This is a genomic window from Methylobacterium sp. FW306-05-D, from assembly GCF_058782155.1.
This window is the reverse complement of sequence record NZ_JBYSXL010000090.1, coordinates 1-15,306: the sequence shown is the minus strand read 5'-3', so window position 1 is coordinate 15,306 and position 15,306 is coordinate 1. Positions and strand designations below refer to the sequence as shown.

Annotated in this window: 13 protein-coding genes; 9 read left to right on the top strand and 4 right to left on the bottom strand. The window is 70.7% G+C overall.

Going from position 1 to position 15,306, the window contains the following annotated elements:
- Positions 1-255: 255 nt before the first annotated feature.
- Positions 256-1,242: a DUF1775 domain-containing protein gene (locus AC3WLN_RS21110; RefSeq protein ID WP_492484548.1), complete on the bottom strand. Its 987-nt coding sequence runs from the start codon at positions 1,240-1,242 to the stop codon at positions 256-258.
- Between the two features lie 43 nt (positions 1,243-1,285).
- A complete protein-coding gene (locus AC3WLN_RS21105) occupies positions 1,286-1,672 on the bottom strand; it encodes a hypothetical protein (RefSeq protein WP_492484546.1) in 387 nt (128 codons plus the stop codon).
- A gap of 289 nt (positions 1,673-1,961) precedes the next feature.
- Here AC3WLN_RS21105 and AC3WLN_RS21100 point away from each other — a divergent pair, with 289 nt between their 5' ends.
- The 9 genes from AC3WLN_RS21100 to AC3WLN_RS21060 all read left to right on the top strand — a co-directional run bounded on the left by AC3WLN_RS21100 (position 1,962) and on the right by AC3WLN_RS21060 (position 12,053).
- Positions 1,962-3,260 (top strand): L,D-transpeptidase family protein, encoded by a 1,299-nt coding sequence (locus tag AC3WLN_RS21100; RefSeq protein WP_492484544.1) that lies wholly within the window; start codon positions 1,962-1,964, stop codon positions 3,258-3,260.
- A gap of 272 nt (positions 3,261-3,532) precedes the next feature.
- Positions 3,533-4,837, top strand: a complete 1,305-nt coding sequence (gene glyA, locus AC3WLN_RS21095; protein ID WP_492484542.1) for a serine hydroxymethyltransferase — start codon at positions 3,533-3,535, stop codon at positions 4,835-4,837.
- Positions 4,838-4,971: 134 nt separating this feature from the next.
- Positions 4,972-5,565, top strand: coding sequence for a transcriptional regulator NrdR (gene nrdR / locus AC3WLN_RS21090; protein ID WP_492484540.1), 594 nt, complete (start codon positions 4,972-4,974; stop codon positions 5,563-5,565).
- An 11-nt stretch (positions 5,566-5,576) separates the two neighbouring features.
- Complete coding sequence (gene ribD / locus AC3WLN_RS21085) at positions 5,577-6,704, top strand: bifunctional diaminohydroxyphosphoribosylaminopyrimidine deaminase/5-amino-6-(5-phosphoribosylamino)uracil reductase RibD (RefSeq protein WP_492484538.1); 1,128 nt, start codon at positions 5,577-5,579, stop codon at positions 6,702-6,704.
- Between the two features lies 1 nt (position 6,705).
- A complete protein-coding gene (locus tag AC3WLN_RS21080) occupies positions 6,706-7,350 on the top strand; it encodes a riboflavin synthase (RefSeq protein ID WP_492484536.1) in 645 nt (214 codons plus the stop codon).
- Between the two features lie 209 nt (positions 7,351-7,559).
- Complete coding sequence (ribH, locus tag AC3WLN_RS21075; RefSeq protein WP_492484534.1) at positions 7,560-8,066, top strand: 6,7-dimethyl-8-ribityllumazine synthase; 507 nt, start codon at positions 7,560-7,562, stop codon at positions 8,064-8,066.
- Positions 8,067-8,089: 23 nt separating this feature from the next.
- Positions 8,090-8,566 (top strand): transcription antitermination factor NusB, encoded by a 477-nt coding sequence (gene nusB, locus AC3WLN_RS21070; RefSeq protein WP_463780314.1) that lies wholly within the window; start codon positions 8,090-8,092, stop codon positions 8,564-8,566.
- Between the two features lie 5 nt (positions 8,567-8,571).
- Complete coding sequence (thiL, locus tag AC3WLN_RS21065; RefSeq protein ID WP_492484532.1) at positions 8,572-9,561, top strand: thiamine-phosphate kinase; 990 nt, start codon at positions 8,572-8,574, stop codon at positions 9,559-9,561.
- Between the two features lie 344 nt (positions 9,562-9,905).
- A complete protein-coding gene (locus tag AC3WLN_RS21060; RefSeq protein WP_492484530.1) occupies positions 9,906-12,053 on the top strand; it encodes a sodium-translocating pyrophosphatase in 2,148 nt (715 codons plus the stop codon).
- 97 nt (positions 12,054-12,150) lie between these two features.
- Here AC3WLN_RS21060 and paoC read toward each other — a convergent pair whose 3' ends face one another.
- Both paoC and AC3WLN_RS21050 read right to left on the bottom strand, forming a co-directional pair.
- Positions 12,151-14,370 (bottom strand): aldehyde oxidoreductase molybdenum-binding subunit PaoC, encoded by a 2,220-nt coding sequence (paoC, locus tag AC3WLN_RS21055; protein WP_492484528.1) that lies wholly within the window; start codon positions 14,368-14,370, stop codon positions 12,151-12,153.
- Positions 14,371-14,373: 3 nt separating this feature from the next.
- Positions 14,374-15,306, bottom strand: a 933-nt coding sequence (locus AC3WLN_RS21050) for an FAD binding domain-containing protein (protein ID WP_492484526.1), incomplete at its 5' end; no start/stop codon positions are given.

The following is a 15,306-nucleotide window of genomic DNA, read 5'->3' as shown; positions in this document are numbered from 1 at the left end:
GCATGCGTGTGGGAGGGGGCGGACATTGGGTCAGGCTCCGGACCATGGGCCCGCGCTTCGCGACGGCGCGAAGGGGCCGGGCATGGTCCCGGTGGGAGAGGAACGGGGAGGGGTTGAGCCGCGCGGGGTCGTCGCGCGGCGGATCGCTCGGTCAGACGCACGGCAGGAAGCAGCACTCAGGCATCCCCGGCTCCCGCACGAAACGGCGGGAGCGGACCAGCCTTCGTCGCCCCCGGATCGAGGCGCTCGGCGGCGTCAGTGCTCGTGGTGATCCGGTGCCGGCGCGGCGGCGGGCGCACCGGGCTTCGTCGCACCGATCGGGGCCACGCCGAAGCTGACCGGCACCGTGCCGGCCCGTTCGAAGCGCAGCGTCCCCTGGACCGTGTCGCCGGCCTTCGGGCCGCGCGAGAGATCCTCGAACATGAGATGCAGGCCGCCGGGCTTCAGCTCCACCGTCTCGCCCGGCTTGATGACGAGGCCGCCTTCGACCGGCGCCATCTTCATCACCCCACCTTCCATGCTCATGGTGTGGATCGACGCGCGTCCCGCCAGCGGGATCGACGCGCCGACGAGACGGTCGGCCTGGGTGCCGGTGTTGGTGACGCGGACGTAGCCGCCCGCCACCTTGGCGCCCCCGGGGGTGGCGCGCATCCAGGGCGTGTCGATGCTGAGATCGCCGGCCTTGACGCTCGAGGCCTCGGCCCGGGCCGGGCCGGTGGTGGCGGCCACGATCCGGACACCCGGAGCGGGGGATTTCAGCGCATGCCCATCCTGCCCGGCCGCCGGGATCTCGCTCCAGCGATACTGCCCGGTGGCGCAATCCTGCTCGATGGGGAAGTAGACCGTGCTGCCGGGCGCGAAGGCGTCGCTGACGCGGGCCAGGAAGGTGAACTCGTCGACCTGATCGTCGGGCAGGCTGCCGCCGGTCCAGGTGATGGTCTTCACGCCCTCGCGGATGTCCCCGTGGAAATACGGATAGGCGCGGGCATAGGCGCCCTTCTCCGTCGTCACGGTCCAGCCGGGCTTCGGCATGGGCTTGGCGCCGATGATGCCCTCGGGAATCGTGACGCTGACGCGGTTGGTCGGCTGGCCGTCGCAGCCATGGGTGATCTGCACGACGCCGCGGTAGCCGGCGTTCGGGCTCGCCTCCTTGCGCTCCAGGGTGGCGTGCGCGAGGGCGGCGGTGGCGGACAGGGTGAGGAGAAGGCCTGCGACGAGCTCGGCCCGGGGAATGCGGTTCATCGGATGGGTCCGTGTCTGATGGGATCGGGAAGCGGCGATCGGATCAGACGGCGGGCGGACCTCGCGGATGGGGAATCGTGCCCGGCGGACCGCGGGCGGAGACGGAGGATTCGCGATGCCAGGCGTCCCGGCTCGCCACGCGGTCCGGCCACACGACCGCGCGGGGCGCGACCTCGGGCAGGGCGGCCTGCAGCATCGGCCCGGCCACGGTGCAGCAGGGCTGGTGGTGGGCGTGGGCCGAATCGGGCGCCCCGGGTCCGGCATCGTCGGTCTGCCCGAGGCAGAGGACGCCGTGCGCCGAGGCGACCGGCAGGGGCACGAGGCCACTGAGGACGCCATGGAAGACGAACGCGTAGAGCGCGATCACCGCAGTGATCGCGCGCAGCGGGGCCCACCCTCCGTGGCCAGCGTGGTTCGCCGGAAGCGTCATCGTCGTTCCGCTTACGCCATCGGCCATGGTTTCGCCATGCCGGCGGCCGCTTCGCCCCGCCGATCGCACGGCCCAGCACGGTGCTGTGGCACACGGGCCGCAGTCGAGAGGATGTGTCCGGGGATCACGGGGATAAGCCCGCCCGTGCCACAATGTGGCCGGGTCCCCATGAGTTCTTAACCCTACCCCGACACGGTCGTGACAGGGGGTGTTCCCAGATCCCGGCGCCCGTCGCCGAGGCCGACGACACCGCATGTCGCTTCGTAAATCAGATCAGAGTTCACGTCCGATGCTGAATCAGGCTTTCCACACCCGCGCCCTCGGCTTTGCACTGCTCGCATCGGCGGCCGTCATCGGCCAGTCGGCGACGGCGCGCGAGGCCGGCGGCTTCGCCCAGGCCGAGTGGGCGCAGGACTATGCCTCGCCCGCCACCATGCAGGTGCAGCGCTCCTCGACCCCGATCCTGTCGCCGCAGACGGTGGCGGCCACCGAGCAGATGATCGAGCGCTACCGGGACATCGTCAATCGCGGCGGCTGGAAGCCGGTCTCGGGGGCCGACCGCCTGCGCGTCGGCGCCAAGGGGCCCGCGGTCGCCGCCCTGCGCCAGCGCCTGATCATCACGGGCGACCTCGACCCGGCTTCCGGCGCCTCGGGCGTCTACGATTCCTATGTCTCGGCCGGCGTGAAGCGCTTCCAGGCCCGCCACGGCCTCAGCCAGACCGGCGCCATGAGCCTCACGACGCAGCAGGCCATGAACGTGCCGGCCGACGTGCGCCTGCACCAGCTCGAGATCAACGTGGTCCGCCTGCGCTCCTATGCCGGCAACCTCGGCAACCGCTTCGTCATCACCAACATCCCCGCCGCCCTGGTCCAGACGGTGGAGAACGGTCAGGTCGTGACCCTTCACGCCGCCGGCGTCGGCAAGATCGACCGCCAGTCGCCGATCATGAACACCAAGGCGACGCAGATCAATTTCAACCCCTTCTGGACGGTCCCGGCTTCCATCGTGAAGAAGGACCTCATCCCCAAGATGCAGAAGGACCCGACCTACCTCACCGAGAACAAGATCCGCATCTTCTCGGGTGAGACCGAGATCTCGCCGGCTTCGGTGAACTGGAACTCGGACGAGGGCACGCGCTACCGCTACCGCCAGGATTCGGGCGCCGACTTCAACTCGATGGGCATCGTGCGCATCAACATCCCGAACCCCTACGGCGTGTTCATGCACGACACGAACACCAAGGGCGTGTTCGGCGACGACTTCCGCTTCATCTCCTCGGGCTGCGTCCGCGTGCAGAACGTGCGCGAGTACATCACCTGGCTGCTCAAGGACACGCCCGGCTGGGGCCGCGAGCAGGTCGAGCAGGCCATCGAGAGCGGCAAGCGCGTCGACGCCACCCTGTCGACCCCGGTGCCGGTCTACTGGACCTACATCACCGCCTGGTCGACCCCGGACGGCCTCGTCCAGTTCCGCGACGACATCTACAAGCGCGACGGGGTGAACGTGCCCTCGACCCTCTCCGCACCGACCCCTGTCGCCAGCGCCGAGCAGGTCCAGAGCTTCGAGCCGGGCGACGAGGAAAACTAAGCGGGTTCATCGCCGGTCAAACCGTCCACTATCCGAGGCCCGCGCTCCAAGGCGCGGGCCTTTTGCATGGTGGATGCGACGCCACGACACGGGTTGCTGGCGTCTCGACTCAGCGCGCTCCGCTCTGTGCTGAATTTTTTTGATCACACGCAAAAAAATGCCTGTGCTTGGCCTTGGAAGCGGTCGCGTGTAGTAATCCAGCCTTCGAACGCCCGCCCGCCAACGCCAGCGGATTACGGGTGCGTCCGCCCGTTCAACAATCGAGGCCATCCATGAGCGCCGGTACTGCTGCCGACAAGCACTTCTCCAACAGCTTCTTCGCTGCTCCCCTCGCGGACGCGGATCCGGAGATCGCGCAGGCGGTGGCCCAGGAACTCGGCCGCCAGCAGCACGAGATCGAGCTGATCGCCTCCGAGAACATCGTCTCGCGCGCCGTCCTGGAAGCGCAGGGCTCGGTGCTCACCAACAAGTACGCCGAGGGCTATCCGGGCCGCCGCTACTACGGCGGCTGCCAGTTCGTCGACATCGCCGAGAACCTGGCCATTGAGCGCGCCAAGCGCCTCTTCAACTGCGGCTTCGCCAACGTGCAGCCGAATTCCGGCAGCCAGGCGAACCAGGGTGTGTTCCTCGCCCTCATGCAGCCGGGCGACACCTTCCTCGGCCTCGACCTCGCGGCCGGCGGGCACCTGACCCACGGCGCCCCCCCGAACGTCTCGGGCAAGTGGTTCAAGCCCGTCTCCTACACCGTGCGCCGCGACGACCAGCGCATCGACATGGAGCAGGTCGAGGCCCTCGCCCACGAGCACAAGCCCAAGGTGATCATCGCCGGCGGCTCGGGCTACCCGCGCCACTGGGACTTCGCCAAGTTCCGTGAGATCGCCGATGCCGTCGGCGCCTACTTCTTCGTCGACGCGGCGCACTTCGCGGGCCTCATCGCGGCCGGCGTCCATCCGTCGCCGTTCCCGCACGCCCACGTCGTCACCACGACGACCCACAAGACCCTGCGCGGCCCGCGCGGCGGCATGATCCTGACGAACGACGAGGCGCTGGCCAAGAAGTTCAACTCGGCGATCTTCCCCGGCATCCAGGGCGGCCCGCTCATGCACGTCATCGCCGGCAAGGCCGTGGCCTTCGGCGAGGCCCTGAAGCCCGAGTTCAAGATTTACGCCAAGCAGGTGATCGAGAACGCCAAGGCGCTGGCCGACACCCTGATGTCGAGCGGCTACAACATCACCTCGGGCGGCACCGACAACCACCTCATGCTGGTCGACCTCACCAGCAAGGGCCTGACCGGCAAGGCGGCCGAAGCGGCGCTCAGCCGCGCCGACATCACCTGCAACAAGAACGGCGTGCCGTTCGACACGCAGAAGCCCACCATCACCTCGGGCATCCGCCTCGGCACCCCGGCCGGCACCTCGCGCGGCTTCGGCGTCGCTGAGTTCAAGCAGATCGGCGGCTTCATCGTCGAGGTGCTCGACGGCCTCGTGGCCAAGGGCGACGAGGGCGATGCCGCGGTGGAGGCGAGCGTGAAGCAGCGCGTGCACGCCCTCACCGACCGCTTCCCGATCTACGGCTGAGGCGCAACGCCCCGTCAACGGGTGCGCGCGGTCGCTTGAACGGGCGGCCCTCACCATGCCATGCAGCGGCCGCGGACCTTCGGGTTCGCGGCCGCTGCCTTTTCCAGTGCTCCTTCCTCCCAGGTGTCCGTCCCATGCGGTGTCCCTATTGCGGCGGTCCCGACACGCAGGTGAAGGATTCGCGCCCGAGCGACGACGCGGCGGCGATCCGCCGGCGCCGGGTCTGCCCGGATTGCGGCGGCCGCTTCACCACCTTCGAGCGGGTGCAATTGCGCGAGCTCACGGTGCTCAAGCGCTCGGGCAAGCGCGTCCCCTTCGACCGCGACAAGCTCCAGCGCTCCATCGGCGTGGCCCTGCGCAAGCGGCCCGTGGACCCGGAACGGATCGAGCGCCTCGTCAGCGGCATCACGCGGCAGCTGGAGAGCAGCGGCGAGGCCGAAATCGGCAGCGAGGCCATTGGCGAACTCGTGATGGAGGGCCTGAAGGGGCTCGACGACGTCGCCTACGTGCGCTTCGCCTCGGTCTACAAGAATTTCCGCGAGGCCAGCGACTTCAAGGCGCTCCTCGGCACCCTCTCCGATCCGGCCGTGCTCGCCGAGGACCTAACCCAGGATGCGGGCTCCGGGCCCGGCTCCGCCGCGGGCGAGACCGACGATCCGGCCGACGCGGAACGGGCCGCGACGGTCACGCCGCTGCGGCCGAAGCGCCAGCCGAAATCGCGGGCGTGAGGAGCGACGGCATGACGAGCGGGGAAACGGACGCGATCGACCGCCGCTACATGCGCCTGGCCCTCGCCCTGGGGCATCGCAACCTCGGCCGGACCTGGCCGAATCCCTCCGTCGGCGCGGTCGTGGTGGCGGGTCCGCCCGGCGCGGAGCGGATCGTCGGCCAGGGGATCACCGCCCCCGGCGGCCGGCCTCATGCCGAACCGATCGCCCTCGCCATGGCGGGCGAGGCGGCGCGGGGAGCCACGCTCTACGTGAGCCTGGAGCCCTGCTCCCATCACGGCCGGACCCCGCCCTGCACCGACGCCATCGTCGCCGCCGGCATTGCCCGCGTCGTCACCGCCCTGGAAGACCCCGATCCGCGGGTGGCCGGGCGCGGCCACGGGCTTCTCGCCGCCGCCGGCATCGCGGTGCGCACGGGCCTCCTCTCGGAGGAGGCGGCCCGCGACCATCGCGGCCACGTCACCCGGGTGACGCGGGGGCGCCCGAGCCTGCACCTCAAGCTCGCGCAGACCCGCGACGGCTTCGCCGGCGCCCCCGCCGAGCGGCTGCGGATCACCGGGCCCATCGCCGACGGCGCCGTTCACCTCTGGCGGGCGCATGCGGATGCGATCCTCGTCGGCATCGGCACCGCGCGGGCCGACGATCCCTCGCTCACCGTCAGGCTGCCGGGCCTGTCGGACCGCTCGCCCCTGCGCGTCGTGCTCGATTCGAGCCTTCGCCTGCTGCCCTCCACCACCCTCGTGCGGAGTGCGCGGGACGTCCCGACCCTCATCCTGACCACCCGGCGGGCGCCGATCCACGCCAAGCGCATGCTGGCGTCCTTCGGCGTCGAGGTGATCGGCGTCGAGGCCGACGGCGCCGGACAGGTCGACCTGTCGGCCGCGCTCGGGGCGCTCGCCGAGCGGGGCGTGACGCGGCTCTGCTGCGAGGGCGGCCCGCGCCTTGCCGACGCCCTGGCCGGCGCCGATCTCGTCGACGTCTTCACCCTGATCACCGGCCCGGGCAGCCTCGGCGATACCGGCGGCCTGCCGGCGATCGGTCCGGCGCTTCAAAAGCGTCTCGCCGAAGGCCATCTCCGCATGATCGAGACCCGGATTCTCGGCCCCGATCGGGCCGTCACCTACGAGCGGAGCGCCTGAGATGTTCACCGGTCTCGTCACGGATGTCGGAGAGGTCGTGTCAGTCGCGGGCGACGACCGCCTGCGCCACATCCGCATCCGCTCGCACTACGATCCCGCCACGATCGCCCTGGGGGCCTCCATCGCCTGCTCCGGCCCCTGCCTGACGACGGTCTCGGTCGAGCCCGTGGAGGGCGGCTGCATCTTCGCCGTCGATGCCGCGGCCGAGACGCTGGCCCGCACCCATGTGGGCACCTGGCGCGAGGGGCGGCGCCTAAACCTGGAGCGGTCCCTGAAGATCGGCGACGAACTCGGCGGACATCTCGTCACCGGCCACGTCGACGGCCTCGCCGAGCTCGTGGCCCGCGACGCCGTCACGGGCGGCGCGGGTGATCCGCAATGGGCGCCCTCGGACCGCTTCACTCTGCGGGCGCCGGCGCAGCTCGCGCGCTTCATCGCCGAGAAGGGCTCCGTCTGCCTCGACGGGACCTCGCTGACCGTGAACACGGTCGAGGACGACCTGTTCTCGGTGCTCCTCATCCCGCACACCCTGGCGGTGACCACCTGGGGCGAGCGCCGGGCCGGAGACCGGCTCAACCTCGAGGTCGATCTCATCGCCCGCTACGCCGCGCGCCTGTCGGAGGGCCGCGGGCCCGCCCAGGCCTGAGCGGACGGACCACGCGCCCCCTCGAACGCGGATAAGCGGGCGCTGCGCTTGTCGCCACGCCGCCCAGGGTCTATCGCTCGCGCCTGCGGGCGCAGGACACGTCCGGCCGGACGAGCGTCGCGCGGTGAGGGACCCCGAAGGGTCCCGGCGGGCGCGCCCGGTCCCGGCCGCTGCGCCGCCCGCCGACCGTGTCCCGTGAAGGCCCCTCGATGGTATCGCTCACCTACGCTTCCCGTACCGCCCCCGCCAACGTCAAGGGCGCGCGCGTCCTCGTCGTCGAGGCCCGCTACTACGAGGGCCTCGCCGACGAGCTCCTGGCCGGCGCGCAGGGCGTCCTGGCGGCGGCCGAGGCCGTCGCCACGGTGGTGACGGTGCCGGGTGCCCTCGAGATCCCGGCCGCGATCGCGATCCTCGTCGAGGCTGCCGCCCGCGCCGGCCAGCCCTACGACGCCGTGGTGGCGCTCGGCTGCGTCATCCGCGGCGAGACCGGGCATTACGACATCGTCGCGGGCGAGAGCGCGCGGGCGCTGATGGACCTGTCCGTCACCCTGCGCCTGCCGCTCGGCAACGGAATCCTGACGGTGGAGACCGAGGCCCAGGCCCGGGCCCGGGCCCGGGTCGCCGAACTGAACAAGGGCGGCGGAGCCGCCGAGGCCGCGCTCGCGGTGCTGTCGCTGAAGCGCGACGCGTCGGCGGCGTCGGTCGGAGAGGATTGAGCATCATGGCCAACGAGCCCGGAATGAAGACCGCCGAGCGCAGCGGCGCCCGCCTCTCCGTGGTGCAGGCGCTCTACGACATGGAGATCTCGGGCAAGGGCGTGATCGAGGCGCTGGCCGAGTTCGAGACGTTCTGGATCGGACGCGAGGTCGACGGCATCGCGCATCCGGCCGCCGAGATCGCCTTCTTCCGCGACCTCCTGCGCGGGGTCGTCGACGAGCAGCGCGCCATCGACCCGGTCCTCGACGGGGCCCTGGCCTCGGGCTGGCCCCTGAAGCGCATCGAGGCGGTGCTGCGCGCGATCCTGCGGGCGGGCGCCTACGAACTGATGTCCCGCCGCGACGTGCCGGCACGGGTCGTCATCTCCGAATACGTCGACGTCGCCCACAGCTTCTACGGCGGCGACGAGCCCGGCATGGTCAACGGCGTCCTCGACAAGGTCGCCCGCGACGTGCGCGGCAACGAGTTCGCCGGCCTGCCGGCTTCCGGCCGGGCCTGACCGGCGTGGCCCGGCCCGACGAGGACGGGCTGATCGCGCGCTACTTCGCGCCCCTGGCCGGCCCCGGCGCGGACGGCCTGCGCGACGACGCCGCGACGCTGGCGCCGAGCCCGGGCTGCGACCTCGTCCTCACCGCCGACGCCATCGTGGCCGGCGTACATTACTTTCCCGACGATCCCCCGGGCTCGATCGCCCGCAAGGCCCTCGGCGTCAACGTCTCGGACCTCGCCGCCAAGGGCGCGCGCCCGCGCGCGATCCTCCTGACCCTCGCCCTGCCCGACGACTGGACGGAAGCGTGGCTCGCCGCCTTCGCGGCCGGGCTCGGCGACGGCCTCGTCGCTTTCGGCCTCGACCTCCTCGGCGGCGACACCGTGCGGGCCGCCGGACCGGCGGTGATCGGCGTGACCGCCATCGGCGAGGTGCCCGCCGGCGGCATGGTCCGGCGCGGAACCGCGCGGGTCGGCGACCGGATCTGCGTGAGCGGCACCATCGGGGACGCCGCCCTCGGCCTGCTCCTGCGCGGTCCGCGACCGCCGGACTGGTGCGGCGCCCTGGCGGCGGCGGACCGGGACGCGCTCGTCGACCGCTACTGGCACCCGCGCCCGCGCATCGCCCTGGCGCCGATCCTGCGCCGGTACGCCCGGGCCGCGATGGACGTCTCGGACGGACTCGCGGGCGATCTGGCCAAGATGCTGAGGGGGGAGGGGCGCTCCGCAGAGATCGATCTCGCCCGCGTCCCGCTCTCGCCCGCGGCCGCGCGGGCTCTGACACGGGAGCCCGCCCTCGTGACTCCGATCGTCACCGGTGGCGACGACTACGAAATCCTTTGCGCCGTGCCCCCCGGCCACCTCGATGCCTGCCTCGCCGAGACCGCCGCGGCCGGCACGCCGCTGACCTGCATCGGCACAGTCACGACCGGCTCCGCGCCGCCGGTCTTCCGCGATGCGAACGGGACGTCGCGCCCCCTCGGTCCCGGGTCCTTCAGCCACTTCTGAGTCCGGGAGGCGCCCGCGCAGGCGGCGCGCAGAGCCCCGCCGGTACAGTCTCCGGCCCACCGCTTTCGTCCCCATACCCTTGCGAAAACTTGCAGCCGCCCCGGCCGATGCTGCGATGCACAACTATTCGCTGCCGAAAAAGCTAAGCAGCATTTGCAAGCGTCGGTGAAGTTTGGCACTCAGGACAGGCATTCCTTGGGAGGAGATGCGCAACCAACAGAAGAGCGGCGCGCGGCGAAGACGCCTGCGCGAACGATGATCTGCGAACGCACGGAAAGCACGGCCACGAAGTCCGACAACGCCACGACAGACCCGCACGGGCATCGCCAATCAAGGACGGTCGAATGACAGCTTTGTTGCTTATCATCCTGGGCGGGCTGTGCGCCGTCGCCTACGGAATCATCACGATCAACGACGTGATGAAGCGCGACGCCGGCACCCCGCGCATGCAGGAGATCGCGGGGGCGATCGCCGAGGGGGCCCAGGCCTATCTCCGGCGCCAATACGCCACCATCGCCGTCGTCGGGCTCGTGCTGTTCGTGGCGCTCGCCTACTTCCTCGGGCTGAAGGTCGGCATCGGTTTCCTGATCGGCGCCGTGCTGTCGGGTGCGGCCGGCTTCATCGGCATGAACGTCTCGGTGCGGGCTAACGTGCGCACCGCGCAGGCGGCCTCGACCTCCCTCGGCGGCGGACTCGACGTCGCCTTCAAGTCGGGCGCCGTCACCGGCATGTTCGTGGCCGGCCTCGCGCTCCTCGGGGTGGCGCTCTACTACGGCTATCTGACTCGCGTCGCCGGCCTGTCGCCGGCCAGCCGCGACGTCATCGACGCCCTGGTGGCCCTGGGCTTCGGCGCCTCGCTGATCTCGATCTTCGCGCGCCTCGGCGGCGGCATCTTCACCAAGGGCGCCGATGTCGGCGGCGACCTCGTCGGCAAGGTCGAGGCCGGGATCCCGGAGGACGATCCGCGCAACCCCGCCACCATCGCGGACAATGTCGGCGACAACGTCGGCGACTGCGCCGGCATGGCGGCCGACCTGTTCGAGACCTACGCGGTGACCGTGGTCGCCACCATGGTGCTCGCCGCGATCTTCTTCTCCGGTCAGACCGACGTCGGCGGGCGCAACGTGCTCGAGACGATGCTGCTCTATCCGCTGGCCATCGGCTCGGCCTGCATCCTCACCTCGATCGCCGGCACCTACGCGGTCCGGCTCGGGGCCAACCAGTCGATCATGGGCGCGCTCTACAAGGGCCTGATCACCGCCGGCGTCCTCTCGATCGTGGCCATCGCGGGGGTGAACTACGCCCTGTTCGGCGGCCTCTCGACGGCCTTCACCACCAACGCGGGCGTCACCTTCACCTCCGGCGGCCTCCTCGGCTGCGCGGTGATCGGCCTCGTCATCACCGCGCTGATCGTCGTCATCACCGAGTACTACACCGGCACCAACTTCCGCCCCGTGAAGTCCATCGCCGACGCCTCGGTGACGGGCCACGGCACCAACGTGATCCAGGGCCTGGCGATCTCGCTCGAATCCACGGCGCTCCCAGCCCTGGTCATCGTCGCGGGCATCATCAGCACCTACTCGCTGGCCGGGTTGTTCGGCATCGCCATCGCGGTCACCGCCATGCTGGCGCTCGCCGGCTTCATCGTGGCCCTCGACGCCTTCGGCCCGGTCACCGACAATGCCGGCGGCATCGCCGAGATGGCCGGACTGCCGCCGGACGTGCGCAAGTCCACCGACGCCCTCGACGCGGTCGGCAACACGACGAAGGCGGTGACCAAGGGCTATGCCATCGGCTCGGCCGGCCTCGGCGCCCTGGTGCTGTTCGCCGCCTACACCTCCGACCTGAACTACTTCATCGCCCATGCGAGCCCGACCCAGTACCGCTTCTTCCAGGGCGTCACGGTCGATTTCTCGCTCTCCAACCCCTACGTCGTGGTCGGCCTGCTGCTGGGTGGCCTGATCCCGTTCCTGTTCGGCGGCATGGCGATGACGGCGGTGGGCCGCGCGGCCGGCGCCGTGGTGGAGGAGGTCCGCCGCCAGTTCCGCGAGAAGCCCGGCATCATGCAGGGCACCGACCGGCCGGATTACGGCCGCGCCGTCGACATGCTGACCCGGGCGGCGATCAAGGAGATGATCGTGCCGTCGCTCCTGCCGGTGCTGTCGCCGATCGTGCTGTTCTTCGTGATCCAGGCGATCGCCGGCAAGAGCCAGGCCTTCGCCACGGTGGGGGCGATGCTCCTCGGGGTGATCATCACGGGGCTCTACGTCGCCGTCTCGATGACTTCGGGCGGCGGCGCCTGGGACAACGCCAAGAAGTACATCGAGGACGGGCACCACGGCGGCAAGGGCTCTGAGGCCCACAAGGCGGCCGTGACCGGCGACACCGTCGGCGATCCCTACAAGGACACCGCCGGCCCGGCGGTGAACCCGGCGATCAAGATCACCAACATCATCGCCCTGCTCCTCCTGGCGGTGCTAGCCCACAGCTGAACGAAGGCGACCCCCGCCGCGCCGTCGGCCACCGGGGTTCGCCTTCCAGACCAGGGGCCGCGGTAAGAATCCTACCGCGGCCTTCCTGCATCTCGGATCAGGCCGCGTCGGGCATCTGCCCGAGGAGCTTGTCGAGGGTGATCGGGTAGCTCCGCACCCGCACGCCGGTGGCGTTGTAGACCGCGTTGGCCACCGCCGCGCCGACGCCGCAGATCCCGAGTTCGCCGACCCCCTTCGCCTTCATCGGCGAGGATTGCGGATCGACCTCGTCGAGGAAGATCACTTCCTGGTGCGGGATATCGGCATGGACCGGCACCTCGTAGCCGGCCAGGTCGTGGTTCACGAAGAAGCCGCGCTTGGTGTCGACTGCGAGCTCCTCCATCAGGGCCCCGCCGACGCCCATCGTCATGCCGCCGATGACCTGACTGCGGGCCGATTTCGGGTTGAGGATGCGCCCGGCCGCGCAGACCGCCAGCATCCGCCGCACCCGGATCTCGGCGGTGTCGACATCGACGCCGACCTCGACGAAATGGCCCGCGAAGGTCGATTGCTGCTGCTTCTTGGCGAGGTCGCCGTACTCGATCGAATCCTCGGCCACGAGTTCGCCGTCGCTGGCCGCCTTCGCCAGGGTCTCGGTCCGGTTTCCGGAGCGGACCTGCCCGTCAGCGAACACGACGTCGGCCGAGTTGAACCCGAGTCGCTGCGCCACCGCCTCGCGGAGCTGAACGCAGGCCGCGTAGACCCCAGCGGTGGAGTTGTTCGCTCCGAACTGGCCGCCCGAGCCGGCCGAGACCGGGTAGGACGAGTCCCCGAGGCGCACCACCACCTTGTCGAGGCCCACGCCCATCATCTCGGCGGCGGTCTGCGCGATGATGGTGTAGGACCCGGTCCCGATGTCGGTCATGTCGGTCTCGACCGTGACGATGCCGTCGCGGCCGAGGCGGACGCGGGCGCCCGACTTCATCAGGAGATTGTTGCGGAAGCCCGCCGCCATGCCGATGCCGACGAGCCAGCGACCGTCGCGGACCTGGCCGGGCTTCGGGTTGCGGGCCGACCAGTTGAACTTTTCCGCGCCGAGCTTGAGGCAGCCCACGAGATTGCGATGGGAGAAGGGACGCTCGGGATGCCCCGGATCGACCTGGGTGTCGTTGCGGACGCGGAAGGCCACCGGGTCCATGCCCAGCTTCTCGGCCATCTCGTCCATGGCGATCTCGAGGGCCATCAGGCCCGGCGCCTCGCCCGGCGCCCGCATCGAATTGCCCTCGGGCAGGTCGAGATGGGCGAGCTTCATCGCGGTCAGGCGATTGGCTCCGGCGTAGAGCAGCTTGGTCTGGTCCACGGCCGTCTCGGGCTTGCCCTTCGGCAGGTTGCCGGAGGTGCTCTCATGCGCGATGGCGGTGATCGTCCCGTCCGCCGTCGCGCCGATGCGGATGCGCTGGATCGTGGCCGGCCGGTGGGTGGTGTTGTTGGCGACCAGCGGCCGGGTCAGCGCGACCTTGACCGGTCGGCCGGCGGCCTTGGCGGCCAGCGCCGCCACCACGGCGTCGGAGCGCACGAACAGCTTTCCCCCGAAGCCGCCGCCGATATAGGGCGAGTCGACACGGATCGACGCCTCTGGGATGTCCAGGATCTTGGCGATGCTGCCCTTGGTCCAGGCGATCATCTGGTTGGAGGTCCAGAGGGTGAGCTTGTCGCCCTCCCAGGCGGCGATGGTCGCGTGCGGCTCCATCATCGCGTGGCTCTCGTCGGGCGTCGTGTAGGTCTCGTCGAACCTGACCGGCGCCGACGCGAAAGCGCCCTCGAAGTCGCCGGTTCGATCCTCGCCGCCACCGCCGCTGCCCTCGCCGCTGTCGCCGGGAACCGGCTTGGCGGACGAGGCCACGGCTTCGAGGTCGAACTGGCCGGCCTCGCGGGCATAGTCGACCTTGACCAGGAACGCGGCGGCCCGGGCTTGCTCGAAGGTCTCGGCCACCACGACCGCGATGGCCTGGTGATAGTGCTGGACCTGGGGACCGCCGAAGAGGTTCGCGGCATTCATCCGGCCGAGGCCCAAGGCCGGCATGTCCAGGGTCGTGACGATGGCGACGACGCCGGGCGACGCCTTGGCGGCCTTCGTGTCGATGGCACGGATGCGGCCCTTGGCGATGCCGGCGCCGATCACGTAGCCGTAGGCCTGGTTCGCCACGACGTCATGGCGCTCGTAGGCGTAGGGCGCCGTTCCCGTGGTCTTGAACTTGCCGTCGATCCGATCGGTGGCCTTGCCGACGACCTTGAGCTGGTCGATCGGGTTCTGGCCCGCGGGGGTGTCGAACTTCATGGCTCAGGCCCTCGCTTCGGTCAGCGCCGCGCCGAGCGTGCGCTCGGCCAGAGTCAGCTTGTAGGCGTTGTCGTGGGTCGGCTTGGCGCCGGCGAAGGCCTGGGCGGTGACCGCCTTGGCGCCCCGGGCCATCTCGCCCTCCGCCGCCTCCACCCGCCAGGGCTTGTGCGCCACGCCGCCGAAGGCCGCCCGGCCGCTGCCGTCCGGCTGCACCACCGCCGCCACCGAGACCAGGGCATAGGCGTAGGAGGCCCGGTCACGGACCTTGCGGTAGATGTGCGCGCCGCCCAGCGGTTTGGGCAGCGTCACCGCCGTGATCAACTCGCCCGGCGCGAGCGTGGTGTCGACCTCCGGCCGGTCGCCCGGCAGGCGGTGGAAGTCGGCGATGGGGATCTTGCGCTTGGACCCCTTGGCGTCGATGGTCTCGACGGTGGCGTCGAGCACGCGCATGGCCACCGCCATGTCGCCCGGATGCGTGGCGATGCAGGCCTCGCTGGCCCCGATGACCGCGAGCTGCCGGCTCACCCCGTCGAGGGCCGAGCAGCCGGAGCCCGGCTGGCGCTTGTTGCAGGCCTGCGCCGTGTCGTAGAAGTACGGGCAACGGGTGCGTTGCAGGAGATTGCCGGCGGTGGTCGCCTTGTTGCGCAGCTGGCCGGACGCCCCCGCGAGAAGGGCGCGGGAGAGCACGGCGTAGTCCTTGCGCACCCGGGCATCGGCCGCGAGATCGGTGTTGCGCACGAGGGCCCCGACCCGCAGGCCGCCTTCCGGCGTGGCTTCGATCGTGTCGAGCCCGAGGCCGTTGACGTCCACGAGGTGGGTGGGCGTCTCGATCTGGAGCTTCATCAGGTCGAGGAGGTTTGTGCCGCCGGCGATGAACTTGGCGTTCGGGTTGCGCGACACGGCGGCGGCGGCTTCGGCGGGCGAAGTCGGGCGCTC

Coding starts and splice junctions, on each gene's coding strand:
- AC3WLN_RS21110 (WP_492484548.1), bottom strand. CDS start 1,242: ATGAACCGCATTCCCCGGGCCGAGCTCGTCGCAGGCCTTCTCCTCACC.
- AC3WLN_RS21105 (WP_492484546.1), bottom strand. CDS start 1,672: ATGACGCTTCCGGCGAACCACGCTGGCCACGGAGGGTGGGCCCCGCTG.
- AC3WLN_RS21100 (WP_492484544.1), top strand. CDS start 1,962: ATGCTGAATCAGGCTTTCCACACCCGCGCCCTCGGCTTTGCACTGCTC.
- glyA (WP_492484542.1), top strand. CDS start 3,533: ATGAGCGCCGGTACTGCTGCCGACAAGCACTTCTCCAACAGCTTCTTC.
- nrdR (WP_492484540.1), top strand. CDS start 4,972: ATGCGGTGTCCCTATTGCGGCGGTCCCGACACGCAGGTGAAGGATTCG.
- ribD (WP_492484538.1), top strand. CDS start 5,577: ATGACGAGCGGGGAAACGGACGCGATCGACCGCCGCTACATGCGCCTG.
- AC3WLN_RS21080 (WP_492484536.1), top strand. CDS start 6,706: ATGTTCACCGGTCTCGTCACGGATGTCGGAGAGGTCGTGTCAGTCGCG.
- ribH (WP_492484534.1), top strand. CDS start 7,560: ATGGTATCGCTCACCTACGCTTCCCGTACCGCCCCCGCCAACGTCAAG.
- nusB (WP_463780314.1), top strand. CDS start 8,090: ATGAAGACCGCCGAGCGCAGCGGCGCCCGCCTCTCCGTGGTGCAGGCG.
- AC3WLN_RS21060 (WP_492484530.1), top strand. CDS start 9,906: ATGACAGCTTTGTTGCTTATCATCCTGGGCGGGCTGTGCGCCGTCGCC.
- paoC (WP_492484528.1), bottom strand. CDS start 14,370: ATGAAGTTCGACACCCCCGCGGGCCAGAACCCGATCGACCAGCTCAAG.